Genomic DNA, 12276 nt, shown 5'->3' with positions numbered 1-12276 from the left:
TAGTGCTTATAATGGAGGCCACGCTACGGAATCCGGCAACTCGTCGGCCTGGTTGAGGTTCGTCATTGCCGTCACGAGTTCGCAACGCAGTCCTTCACGCGCGTAGATCATGTTAACGGCGCCCTCGAAATCGGACGCCAGTACATATTCGATGATCTTCGACCCGAATCCGGTGCACTCCGGAGGTCGTACCGYCGGCCCGCCAACCTCCCGCCAYATGAATCGAAATTGCCCATCCGCCGAGGCATCGGCCTCCCATGTGACGCGGACGCGGCCGCCCTCCACGGACAACGCGCCGTATTTAGCCGCGTTCGTAGCCAACTCGTGGAGAGCAAGAGCCAACGAAAGAGCCTGTCGCGCCGATAGCAGGGCCGGAGGTCCTTCAACCACGAACGATTCATGGCCGGTACGATGCGGCGCAAGCGCTCCTTCGACAACCGTCTGGATCGGGGCCGCGCTCCAGTTCTTTTGCGTGAGGATCGAGTGAGCCTGTCCGAGCGCGGCAATTCGCTGGATGATTTTTCCTTGYGCGATGTCACTTGTCTCTGCGCCGCGAAAAGTTTGGTTCACGATTGCCGTGACCATCGCGAGCGTATTTTTGATRCGGTGGGAGAGTTCCGCATTCAGGAGCTTYAGGTTTCTGGCCGCTTCAACCTTGCCTGTCGTTTCGATGACGGTGTCCATCATCCCGCGCACCCGACCGTCCTGGTCCCTGATCGGGCTATAGCAGAAAGTGAAATACGCCTGTTCGGGGTAACCCTGYCGTTCGACAATCAACGGGAAATCATTGAYGAACGTCGCYTCCCCTGCATAGGCCTTCGCGACGATCGGCCCGATGACGTCCCATGCCTCTGCCCACACCTCGTTGAAGGGAYGCCCCAAAGCTTCCGGCTTCTGGCCCAGGATTGGCAAAAACGCATCGTTGTAGAGAGTCGTGCGATCCGGCCCCCAAACGATGCATTTGGGGGGCCCATCAGGAACAACACAAGAAGAACGATGAGGACTATCCCAAGAATGCCGCTCGGCCCATAGCCCCAGTCACGGCTGTAGGACCATCGCGGAACCGCTCCGATCAGCAGAAGGATCACGATGATGAGGAGAAGAGTGCTCATGCGAAACGCCTTGTGCTCGCCCGTATCGGGTACATTAAGTTTCGGAGTTAACTCAGCTTTTAAGGGCAGAATTATAGTACGGATGCTGTGGAAAGCTAGAAATACAATGTTCATCGCGACCTTTGATGAACGCGACGCCAGACCTTCGTACTGATCATTTCGCTCCGATGGCCGAAAAGCCAAGCTCGCTTGAAGATCCAAGCGATTATGGATATCGGGTTATCCTTGTCTCAGACGCATTACGCAGCTCGTCTGTCGAGACGCATGATGCTCTCTTATTCGCTTTATCGCAGCCGTTTCAGCGAGCAAATCGAGGCACCCTCGGAGGAGGTCATCGATGCCTGGAGCATTGACCATTGAGCTCTTGTCGACCGAAGATGTCCGGAAGGCAAACTTCCTAATGCCAGGGCGGTCCGATGAACCAGGTAAAGGAAAAGGTCCGAAGTGCCTTGAGCGAGGTCCGCAACCTTGTGCTCGGAGCCGAAATCCTTCTCGGGTTTCAATATCAGGTTCTTTTTCAACCGCTCTTCGTCAAGCTTCCCTCCTGGGCGATAAGCCTGAACACAATCGCCTTCTTCAATATGATCGTCTCCATTGCGTGCTTGATCGCGCCGACGCCGTTTCATCGGATCGCCGAGAATGGCGAAGCATCGCGTCGGCAATTCCAGTTTACCTGGAAAGCAGCCATCGCCGGACTCCTCCCGTTCTCCATCGCCGTCGGGGCAAGCACTGCAGTGGCCACCTCGCTTTTGCTTGGCACGAATGCACTTTATTTGGGATTCGCCGTTGGCGGGGTTACAATATTTTTCTGGTTCGGAATCGAGGTTATGTCGCGGCCCACCTCATCGCAAACTGCAATGGAACCGGAGATCGAGAAGGTCTCGATCCGAGAAAAGGTCGACGCGCTCCTGAGCGAAAGTCGGATCATTCTTCCCGGTGTGCAAGCGCTGCTCGGGTTTCAACTCGCCGCGTACCTGACCTCGGCCTTTGAAACTCTGTCGGGGAGAGCTCAGTTCGTCCACACGGTGAGCCTCCTGGCGTTGCTGCTGTCCATGGTGCTGTTGATGACGCCCGCTTCCTATCATCGGCTTGTCGAGCGCGGGAATGCCACCCGCCGCTTTGAGAAAGTCGGATCACGGCTCGTCTTGATGTCGCTCGTGCCGCTCGCAATAGCTCTCGCAGGCGACTTCTTCGTGGTCGTGGAGACCGTAACGCACCAGTCGAAATGGGCGCTGGCCGGCGCGCTCTCTCTGCTCTCCGGTATCCTTGGCCTGTGGTTTGCCGTTCCGCTGATTTTTCGAAAATTGCGCGATACCCAATAAATAGAAACGCTTGTCGACGTTACCCACTGTACCCGACCGACCGCATATAAAGAGACCGCCTGGCCCCGGGGTGGACGTTCGGCGAAGCGACCCTAATTTGGGGACACTCTGCTGTCGCGAAACCGTGGCCAAGGAGGCGGAGGTGGCTGAAAAGACGCAATCACTGGACCGATTGGACCCGTTCAATCAAGACGACATCATGGTCGTGGTTGAAACCCCAAAAGGGTGTTCGAATAAGTATGCCTATTCGTCGATCTACAACACGTTCGAACTGAGATTCGTGTTGCCACTCGGCACTGTGTTTCCTTACGACTTCGGCTTCATCCCCTCGACCAAAGCCGAAGACGGCGATCCGCTCGACGTACTGCTTTTATTGGACCAATCAGTCGTTCCCGGATGTGTCGTGAGATCGCGACTTATCGGGGCGATTAAAGCGGAACAGCGCGAAGCCGGCATGTCGTGGCTGCGGAACGATAGATTGCTGGCCGTCGCCACCCATGCCCATACCCATGCACACATCTCGAGCCTGAAGCACTTGCGGCCGGGGATGCTGGACGAAATCGAGGCTTTTTTTAAGCTCTACAACTCTCTGCACGGCAAGGATTTCCGAGTGATCGGCCGCGTGGGATCGCGGAGGGCGCGAAAGTTTCTAAAGCGAGCCCTCGAGGCAGGATCATGAGAGAGCAGGATCCTGAGAGAGATTGCGCCCATCGCCCGGGAGCCCCGTGCAGAGCCGCAGAAAGGCTGACGGGTCGGCACGACGCGCTTTCCGTCGGCATTGTCTCGCATGGCATAACGCCAAGCTCTCGGCGCGCAACGAAGATCCGAACCAGACTTTTTCCAAAATTGAGTCTGAATACCCCCACATTGAGTCAAACTTTTAGAGTGCCACAAGCAGTCTCTTAAACGTCGAGATTGGCGACGCTGAGCGCGTTGTCCTGAATGAACTCGCGGCGCGGTTCAACCACGTCGCCCATCAGCTTGACGAAAAGATCGTCCGCATCGGCCACGTCCTTTACGCGCACTTGCAGAAGCGAGCGCACGTCCCGGTCGAGGGTGGTTTCCCAGAGCTGCTGCGCGGTCATCTCACCGAGACCCTTATAGCGCTGGAGCGTAAGGCCCTTGCGGCCGGCGGCGAGCACGGCGTTGAACAGCGAGAGCGGGCCGTCCATGGGGGTCTCGTCGCCTTTGCGAATGAGGCTCGCCGGTTTCGCGTAGACGTCCTGCAGGGATGCCGAGCGCTCGTCGAGCTTTTTCGCTTCCTGACTGGCGATGAGCGCCGCATCCAGCACCGAGACCTGCTTCACGCCGCGCAAGGTGCGCGAGAAGACGTAGCCGCCTTCGCGCACTTCACCAGTCCAGCCGCGCTCGATATCCTCCGAGATCGCGTCGAGGCGTTGAGCGATATAGGCCGCCGCCGCAGGACCCTTCTCCGCGTCGTCCGCCACTTCGGGACGCAGCGCCCCGGCAATCGCCGCCTGCTCCACCGCCTTGCGGTCATAGCGCGAATGCAGGTTGGACAGGATCGTGCGCACGAGGCGCGATTCGTCGATCAGGCCTTTGAGCTGATCGCCCTGGAATTCGAAGCCCGATGAGAGTCGCAAAACCGCGCCATCGACACCTGCGTCGACGAGGAAGTCTTCGAGGGCGCGCTCGTCCTTCAGATACAGCGAGGACTTGCCGCGTGTCGCTTTATAGAGCGGTGGCTGCGCGATATAGAGATGCCCGCGCTCGATCAGTTCCGGCATCTGGCGGAAGAAGAACGTGAGCAGCAGTGTGCGAATGTGCGAGCCGTCCACGTCCGCATCGGTCATGATGATGATGCGGTGGTAGCGCAGCTTGTCGACGTTGAACTCCTCGCGTCCGATGCCCGTGCCGAGCGCCGTGATCAGCGTGCCGATTTCCTGACTCGACAGCATCTTGTCGAAGCGCGCGCGCTCCACGTTGAGGATTTTACCACGCAGGGGCAGAACGGCCTGGAAGGCGCGGTCGCGACCCTGCTTGGCGGAGCCACCGGCCGAGTCGCCCTCGACGAGCAGCAATTCGCACTTGGATGGATCGCGCTCCTGGCAATCGGCGAGCTTGCCGGGAAGGGACGCGATATCGAGCGCCCCTTTTCGGCGGGTGAGTTCGCGGGCCTTGCGCGCGGCTTCGCGCGCGGCGGCGGCCTCCACCACTTTGCCCACGAGAGTCCTGGCCTCGTTCGGGTGCTCTTCGAGCCAGTTGTTGAGCGCTTCGTTGAGTACGTTCTCGACGGCGGGGCGCACTTCGGACGAGACGAGCTTGTCCTTGGTCTGGGACGAGAATTTCGGATCGGGCACCTTCACCGAGACGACGGCGGTCAGGCCCTCGCGGCAATCGTCGCCGGTCAGCGAGACCTTTTCCTTCTTGGTGAGGCCGGAGGATTCCGCATAGCCGTTGACCTGTCGGGTCAGTGCGGCGCGGAAGCCCGCGAGGTGCGTGCCGCCGTCGCGCTGCGGGATGTTGTTGGTGAAGCAGAGCACGTTCTCGTGGTACGAATCGTTCCACCACAGAGCCGCCTCGACGCCGATGCCGTCCTTCTCGGAGCGGATGAGAATAGGCTGGTGAATCAGCGCCGTCTTGGCGCGGTCGAGGTAGCGCACGAAAGCTTCGACGCCGCCCTCGTACATCAGCTCTTCGCGCTTGCGTTCCGCATGGCGATTGTCGGTGAGGATGATGCGCACGCCCGAATTCAGGAAGGCCAGTTCGCGCAGGCGATGCTCGAGGGTGGAATAATCGTATTCCACCATGGTGAAGGTTTCCGTCGAGGCGAGGAAGGTGACCTCCGTACCGCGCTTGCCGTCCGAGTCGCCGACGACGGCAAGGGGGGCCACGGCGTCGCCGTGGCGGAACTCGATCTCGTGGGCCTTGCCATTGCGATAGATGCGTAAGCGCAGCCAGCTCGACAGCGCGTTGACGACGGAAACGCCGACGCCGTGCAGGCCGCCGGAGACCTTGTAGGAATTCTGGTCGAACTTACCGCCGGCATGGAGCTGGGTCATGATGACCTCGGCCGCCGAAATACCTTCGCCCTGGTGGATATCGGTCGGAATGCCGCGACCGTTATCGGTGACGGTCACCGAGCCGTCGGCATTGAGCGTGACGGTCACTTCGGTAGCGTGACCGGCCAGCGCCTCGTCGATGGCGTTGTCCACCACCTCGTAGACCATGTGGTGGAGTCCCGAGCCGTCGTCGGTGTCGCCGATATACATGCCGGGACGTTTGCGCACCGCATCGAGGCCCTTGAGGACCTTGATCGATTCCGCGCCATAGGAATCGACATTCGCGTTGATTGCAGGCTCGGCCATATCGGGATCCCTGGGAAGCGGCTGGACGCGCTTCGAAGTTTGATTCGTTAGATCAACTATTTAGGCACTTTTTGGCGAAATTTCACCCCCGCGTGCGTACGCGCGCGTGGATAGGTCGCGAAAAGGCTTGGAAAAGTTCTCAAAGAGGCCGTTTGGACGTCCTCACGTGCCGCCAAACGCCACGCCCGAACATCACGCCGAATATCAGAGCGAGCGAGCCCCAGATCCAACCCGCTTGTTCCACCATGATTCCGGCCTCGGAATCGTAGCAGCGACCCAACTCATTGAAGCAGTCGCGCCACCGCCAATAGCGCTCGTGGAAGGCAAAGGCGCAGCCCAGCCACAACCCGAGCCAGAGGAAAGGCAGGATTCGTCCCAAGGATCACCGCGCCGCAATCGCCGCCGCCGCGCCCGCCATCACCGTTCCCGTGGTGCGGTTGAGGGCCTTGATAGCCTTCTCGCTCGTAAAAAGCCGCCGCGCACGGGCGGCGAGCACGATATAGGCTCCGAGGACCACCGCGAGCACGACCAGTGTCGCGGCCACGAGTTCCACATAACCGAGCATGGTGATGCGGGTGAGGTCGAGAAGGGTCGGCAGAAGGGCGAGGTAGAACACCATGACCTTCGGGTTGCCCATGGTCACCGCGAGCCCGCCCAGGAAAAGCTTGGCCGGATGCTCGTTGACCGTGTTCGCCTCCACCTCGCGCGCGACGACGGGGGCGGTCCAGAGCTTGTAGGCGATGTAGAGCAGATACGCGATGCCGGCCCATTTGATGACGAGGAAGACCTCGTGAAAGGCCTGCGCCAGGGCGGCGAGGCCGACGATGGCGAAGGTGAGCCAGACCACATCGCCGATGGCGATCCCCGCCGTGAAGGCGACGGCGCCCTTCGTGCCGCGTCCGAGCACGCGGGCGACGATGGCCGCGATGCCGGGTCCCGGCGAGGCGGCGGCGATGAAGAGCGCGGTGGCGAAAACGAGAAGACCGGTGAGATCCATGGAGGCTCCTTTCGTCGCCAGTTTAATCGACGATGAAGAGTTTGGCACCCATTTCAGAGCGCAAGCGGTGCGCTTCGGCCTCGTCGGCGACTTGAAAGCTTTGACCGGCCTTGAGCGTGAAAGCCCGGCCGTCGTCCAGTTCCGTGACGACCGCGCCTTCGAGGACGAGAAGGATATGGCCTTTGCCGCACCAATGATCGGCCAGATAGTTCGGCGAATATTCGACCATACGCAGGCGGATGTCGTTGAAATGCCGCGTCCGCCAGATCGCATGACCCACTTCGCCTTTGTGGATCGTAGGCTCGACAGAGGACCAGTCGGTCGTGCCGAAAGGAATGTCAGACATCTTCAAAGAGGTTTCTCCTGAGTTGCGAGTGCGATCCAGCGCCCGAAACAATACTACAAACGCCAGCCATGAGAAACGACGTCGCGATCCAGAAGACGACGTGAATGGTCGAGCGCGCGATAGGCATAGAGCAGGCCGTAGAGCACGCCCAAGGCCGCATCGAGGCCGGGAGTTTGCGAGATAGACGGGACCCGGCGCTTAATGCTCCGTTTCGACCTGTCCCGGTGTGACGTGGAGCAGATCGGCCCGCCCTTCGAGCTCCGCGAACAGGCCCGGATCGGCGCCCGTCATCCAGACCTGCCCGCCGAGGGTTTCCAAAGCGTCGAACAGGCCCGCCCGACGGCGGGGATCGAGGTGGGCGGCGACTTCGTCGAGGAGGATGAAGGGAGCGATTCCGCTCATGGTGCCGACCAGTCGTGCATGGGCGAGAACGAGGCCGATCAGCAGCGCCTTCTGCTCGCCGGTCGAGGCGCTGTTGGCCGGGATGTCCTTCGGGCCGTGCCGCACGAGAAGATCGGTTGCCTGCGGTCCAATGAGAGTGCGCCCGGCAGCCCGATCGCGAGCGCGGTTCTCGCGCAATATCGCGCGGTAGCGGTCCTCGGCATCGACGGCGGGAAGCGTAGCGACGAGAGTGTCGATTTCGCCCTCCAGCCGCACGGTCGCGAAGGGAAAGGGCGAGGCCTCGTCTCGTGTTGTGTCGATCAGGGCGCCGAGGCGCTCCGTCGTTTCGCGGCGCGCGGCTGCGACCGCGATGGCGAGTTCCGCGACCTCGCGTTCCACGGCATCGAGCCAGGCCCGCTCGTCGGGATTTTCTTCGAGCACGCGGTTGCGCGAGCGTAGCGCCCGTTCGAGCGCGTTGACCCGGCTGCCGTGGTCGGCATCGACTGCGAGCACGAGACGATCGAGAAACCGGCGGCGGTCGCCGGCCGGTCCGCGAAACAGCGCGTCGAGATCGGGCGTCAGCCAGACGACGCGCAGGTATTCGGCAAATGCAATGGGCGAGCCGACCGCGGCCCCGTCGATGCGGCAGAGGCGCGAGGAGCGCATCTCTTCCCCCGGCGCATCGATTCCCGTGCCCAGGCGATGCTCGCCGTATGGGGTGTCGAGCGTGAGCGAGATGGCGAAGGAGCCGGGTCCGGTGTTGCGCGCCATGTCGCTCAACTCGGTACGGCGCAGGCCCCGTCCCGGCATGAAGAGCGAGATCGCTTCGAGAATGTTGGTCTTGCCCGCTCCGTTTTCGCCGACCAGCGCCACGAGCTGGCGCGTGACGCCAACATCCAGCGTCGCATAGGTGCGGAAATCCTGAAGCATCAGGCGGGTAATGCGGGAAGAGGGCGGAGAGGAGGACATGCACCGCCTTCTTCGGGGAGGCGGCCCGAAAGATCAAGCGCGACCTGAGCCCTTGTGGAGGTGGCGACGATTGAGGGTGCACGAGGATCGTTGGCGCTACACCCCCCTCCCTGCGCAAAGGCATGAGAGGGGGAGCTTTTGGGATCGAGACACGCTCGCCCCACAAACCCTCTCCCCCTGTTGGGGAAGAGTTGGAGAGGGGGTATAAGCGCTACATCGGGGAGTCCGGTGTTCAAACTCCCGATCCAAGTGAACAGCGCCACATCAGGCCGACGATCCCGAATCGCTGTCGCGTCCGGTATGACGAGCTGGGGTCTTACACCCGCATGGGCATGAGCACGTAGAGCGCGGGCGCGCCCTCACGGTCCTGGATCACGGTCGGTGAGCCGGGATCGGCTAGCTTGAAGAGGGCCGTGTCGCCGTCGAGCTGGGCGGTGATGTCGAGGAGATAACGGGCGTTGAAGCCGATATCGATGGCTCCCGCGTCGTAATCGACCTCGATCTCTTCCGTCGCGCTTCCCGAATCCGGGTTGTTGACGGACAATGTCAGGCGACCCTCCACCAACGCCAGCTTCACCGCGCGACCGCGCTCCGAGGAGATGGTCGAGACGCGATCCACCGCCTTTGCGAAATCGCCGCGCTCAACGGTGAGCAGCTTGTCGTTTCCGACCGGGATGACCCGTTGATAATCGGGGAAGGTGCCGTCGATGAGCTTCGAAGTCAACACCAGACCATCGAAGGTCAGGCGGATCTTGGCGGGCGACAGTTCGATCTGGACGCTTTCGCTGCCGTCCTCCACGAGCTTCACGATCTCGGCCACGGCTTTGCGCGGAATGATGATGCCGGGCATCCCTTCCGAACCGTTGGGCGCAGGCAGCTCGACGCGGGCGAGACGGTGTCCGTCGGTCGCCACGGCGCGCAGCACCGGCGAGCCTGAGACATCGGCGGTATGGAGGTAGATGCCGTTGAGATAGTAACGCGTTTCCTCGGTCGAGATCGCGAATTGCGTCTTCTCGATCAGGCGCTTCAGATCGGCGGCGGACACCGTGAAGCGATGCGGCAGATCGCCGGCGGCGAGATCGGGGAAATCGCTCTCCGGCAGGGATTGCAGGGTGAAGCGCGAGCGGCCCGAGCGAAGCTGCATCTGGCCGAGCTCGCCGGTCATTTCAAGCGATACCTGCGCACCGTCGGGCAATTTGCGCACGATGTCGTAGATCACGTGTGCCGGGATGGTGGTCGAGCCGGCTTCCGTGATGTCGGCCGGAATCGTCTCGGTCACTTCGATGTCGAGATCAGTCGCCTTCAGGCGCAACGCGCCGTCTTCCGCCCGGAGCAGGACATTCGAAAGGATCGGGATGGTGTTACGGCGCTCGACGACGCGGTGCACATGCCCCAGCGCCTTCAACAGAGCGGCGCGTTCAACGGTAACTCTCATTGCCCAACACCTATTGTCGTTGGAATTCTTGGCCCAAGGCCCGTGAACCGGGACCTTTCGAGCGGCCGGCAAGATTGGCGAAGGTTGGTTTCAAAAGCAAGGCCAAGCCAAGCTTTCCTCAACAAGAAGCCCATCGCGTGCGAACGGCGCGCTTCGGTGCGCGCCGGATCATGCGTTATTCCTGAAGCATGCGCTTGAGGAGTTCGACCTCGTCGTTCAGCGCGTTGTCCTCGCCCAAGGCCTTCTCGATCTTGCGCACCGCGTGAAGAACTGTGGTGTGATCGCGCCCACCGAAACGGCGGCCTATTTCGGGCAGGGAGCGCAGGGTGAGAACCTTCGACAGATACATGGCGATCTGGCGCGGGCGGACCACGGCGGCGGTCCGGCGCTCCGAGAGAATGTCGGAGCGGGAGACGTTGTAGCGCGAGGCGACCAGCTTCTGGATGTCCTCGATCTTCACCCGCTTCGGCTCGCGGTTGCGAACCAGATCGCGGATGGCGGTCTCGGCGGTCTCCATGGTGATCGCCGAACCGGTCAGCGTGGCGTGAGCCAGAAGGCGGTTCACGGCGCCTTCCAGATCGCGGCCATTGGCCGTGATGGCACGCGCCACATAAGAGATGACGTTCTGGCCGATTTCGAAGGTCGGGTGCAGCGCTTTCAGGGTGTCGAGCCGGTTCGTCAGGATCGAGGCGCGCAACGCCTCATCCAGCGCGCCGACCTCCACCACAAGGCCACCTGCAAGACGCGAGCGCACACGCTCGTCGAGGCTTTCCAGGTCGGCCGGCGGACGATCGGCGGCGACGACGATCTGGCGGCCCGCATCGATGAGGGAATTCAGGGTGTGCCCGAATTCCTGCTGGATCTGCTTGCCCTGAATGAATTGCACGTCGTCGATGATGAGAAGGTCGATGCCGCGAAGACGTTCCTTGAAGGCGAGCGAAGTCTGCGCCTTCAGAGAGGCCACGAAGCCGTACATGAAACGATCGGCGGTGAGATAGATCACGCGACGCCCTTGCGTGCGCGCCTCATGGCCGATGGCGTGGAGAAGGTGCGTCTTGCCGAGGCCGACACCCGCATGGAGATAGAGAGGATTATAGATCGCCGGCCCACCCTGGTGGTGCGCCACGCGGTCGGCAGCAGCGTGCGCCAGAGCGTTCGAACGGCCGACGATGAAGCTCTCGAAGGTCAGGCGCGTATCGAGGGGCGCGCCGCCGAGTTCGGAGGCTTCGCCGCGTTCCTCAGTCAGGTGTGAGAGGGCCGGCTTGGCGTCGCCGATCAGATTCATGCCGATGACCGGGGCGGCAACCACTGCCCGGGGAGCTTCGCTCGGCCGTTGCCGCGGCGCGGCTTCCCGGCCCAGCGTGTTGCGGACACCGAGGTTGATGCGTTCTATCGAGGGCGCTTCGGCTCGATAGAGCGACAGGACGCGGTCCGCATAATGGGACTCGATCCAGCTCTTCAGGAAGCGGGTCGGGACGGTCAGATAGGCGCAGCCGTCGACGACGGCATCCAATTCCAGACGGCCGAACCAGCTCGCGAAAATATCCTCACCCAGCTCCGCGCGCAGACGGCGCTTCACGCGCGCCCAAATCTCGGCCGATGCCTGCGCTGCGGACATATCGAGATCACCCTCTGCCGAAACGGCCTGAGCGCGAGTCTCTTCGCTCGTGCGATGCATAAAATTCCCCTCTCAGACCCCGTCTCTCAAAGACGGGACCCCACGCCATGTCGGTAGCCTAAGACCTCGGACAAAAGATGCCCCGAGGGCGGGTTAGGACCTGGCGCCCCCAAAATTGTAATGAAGACTAAGTTTTCTATTTAAAGTGAGGTGGCTTTTATTAAGTCACCTCATAGTCAGCCCCTTAAGAGTTTCCAAAAGAAGCCTCGGATCAAGGAAGCGCTTTTCTTGCTTATTTATTGTGCGAGACAACGCCCAATCCCCCGTAGCTGAGCTCTCTACCTTGATTCTCGATTGGATGACTTCGCGGCGGGCCGCTGAAGTGAATTGACCTTACACAGGGGGTCTGGGGCGTGCAACACGCTCACCGGGTCCGCAAGGGGGGAGACAGGGTTGCAACCTCGTCCACAGCTTTTGAGTCGTACCGATAAAGCACTGACTCTCCAATGATTCAGTGTCGCAGTGAGGAATGTACGCAACCGTGCAAAAGAGTTTTTTGCGAGACATTGAATCAGGTTCGATTCGGGTCAAAACAGGGGCCGATTCCGATGCTCACCGGATCTTTGCCTGCTAAGCTATTGGTCAAGCTATATCTTTTTTGCGCGATTCAAACCTGGGCAAGCCGGCTACCCACCCGTTATGCGCGGCCTTGAGTCAAGTCGAGATGTGGATAAAAAACCTCTCAATTTGTCGTAGGCGGGACAACA

General features: G+C 61.2%; 10 protein-coding genes. 2 read left to right on the top strand and 8 right to left on the bottom strand.

What is annotated here, in order from left to right; all coding sequences use genetic code 11:
- Positions 1-6: 6 nt before the first annotated feature.
- The gene (locus AB4072_RS11585; RefSeq protein WP_441968076.1) at positions 7-687 is read right to left on the bottom strand and encodes a sensor histidine kinase; all 681 of its coding nucleotides are present in this window, start codon (positions 685-687) and stop codon (positions 7-9) included.
- 86 nt (positions 688-773) lie between these two features.
- Positions 774-1112, bottom strand: a complete 339-nt coding sequence (locus AB4072_RS11580; protein ID WP_441968075.1) for a DUF3309 family protein — start codon at positions 1110-1112, stop codon at positions 774-776.
- Between the two features lie 416 nt (positions 1113-1528).
- Here AB4072_RS11580 and AB4072_RS11575 point away from each other — a divergent pair, with 416 nt between their 5' ends.
- Both AB4072_RS11575 and AB4072_RS11570 read left to right on the top strand, forming a co-directional pair.
- A complete protein-coding gene (locus AB4072_RS11575) occupies positions 1529-2434 on the top strand; it encodes a DUF6328 family protein (protein WP_441968074.1) in 906 nt (301 codons plus the stop codon).
- A 142-nt stretch (positions 2435-2576) separates the two neighbouring features.
- Positions 2577-3113: an inorganic diphosphatase gene (locus AB4072_RS11570; RefSeq protein WP_441968073.1), complete on the top strand. Its 537-nt coding sequence runs from the start codon at positions 2577-2579 to the stop codon at positions 3111-3113.
- A 223-nt stretch (positions 3114-3336) separates the two neighbouring features.
- On the opposite strand, the gene gyrB is transcribed toward AB4072_RS11570, so the two are convergent.
- The 6 genes from gyrB to dnaA all read right to left on the bottom strand — a co-directional run bounded on the left by gyrB (position 3337) and on the right by dnaA (position 11509).
- On the bottom strand, positions 3337-5763 hold the full coding sequence (gene gyrB / locus AB4072_RS11565) for a DNA topoisomerase (ATP-hydrolyzing) subunit B (protein WP_441968072.1): 2427 nt from the start codon (positions 5761-5763) through the stop codon (positions 3337-3339).
- Positions 5764-6145: 382 nt separating this feature from the next.
- Entirely contained in the window at positions 6146-6760 is a 615-nt protein-coding gene (locus tag AB4072_RS11560; protein WP_441968071.1) for a LysE family translocator, read from the bottom strand.
- Positions 6761-6782: 22 nt separating this feature from the next.
- Positions 6783-7112 carry a DHCW motif cupin fold protein gene (locus tag AB4072_RS11555; RefSeq protein ID WP_441968070.1) on the bottom strand — a complete coding sequence of 110 codons (330 nt, stop codon included), beginning with the start codon at positions 7110-7112 and terminating at the stop codon, positions 6783-6785.
- Between the two features lie 192 nt (positions 7113-7304).
- Positions 7305-8456 (bottom strand): DNA replication/repair protein RecF, encoded by a 1152-nt coding sequence (gene recF / locus AB4072_RS11550; RefSeq protein ID WP_441968069.1) that lies wholly within the window; start codon positions 8454-8456, stop codon positions 7305-7307.
- A gap of 316 nt (positions 8457-8772) precedes the next feature.
- Positions 8773-9891 carry a DNA polymerase III subunit beta gene (gene dnaN / locus AB4072_RS11545; RefSeq protein WP_441968068.1) on the bottom strand — a complete coding sequence of 373 codons (1119 nt, stop codon included), beginning with the start codon at positions 9889-9891 and terminating at the stop codon, positions 8773-8775.
- Positions 9892-10066: 175 nt separating this feature from the next.
- A complete protein-coding gene (dnaA, locus tag AB4072_RS11540; RefSeq protein ID WP_441968093.1) occupies positions 10067-11509 on the bottom strand; it encodes a chromosomal replication initiator protein DnaA in 1443 nt (480 codons plus the stop codon).
- Positions 11510-12276: the final 767 nt, after the last annotated feature.

Origin of the sequence: Microvirga sp. 2MCAF38 (assembly GCF_052115485.1) — a bacterium.
GTDB lineage: Bacteria > Pseudomonadota > Alphaproteobacteria > Rhizobiales > Beijerinckiaceae > Microvirga.
The sequence above is the reverse complement of the archived record's forward strand: the minus strand, read 5'-3'. Positions and strand labels throughout refer to the sequence as shown.

Coding starts and splice junctions, on each gene's coding strand:
- AB4072_RS11575 (WP_441968074.1), top strand. CDS start 1,529: ATGAACCAGGTAAAGGAAAAGGTCCGAAGTGCCTTGAGCGAGGTCCGC.
- recF (WP_441968069.1), bottom strand. CDS start 8,456: ATGTCCTCCTCTCCGCCCTCTTCCCGCATTACCCGCCTGATGCTTCAG.
- dnaN (WP_441968068.1), bottom strand. CDS start 9,891: ATGAGAGTTACCGTTGAACGCGCCGCTCTGTTGAAGGCGCTGGGGCAT.
- dnaA (WP_441968093.1), bottom strand. CDS start 11,509: ATGTCCGCAGCGCAGGCATCGGCCGAGATTTGGGCGCGCGTGAAGCGC.
- AB4072_RS11560 (WP_441968071.1), bottom strand. CDS start 6,760: ATGGATCTCACCGGTCTTCTCGTTTTCGCCACCGCGCTCTTCATCGCC.
- gyrB (WP_441968072.1), bottom strand. CDS start 5,763: ATGGCCGAGCCTGCAATCAACGCGAATGTCGATTCCTATGGCGCGGAA.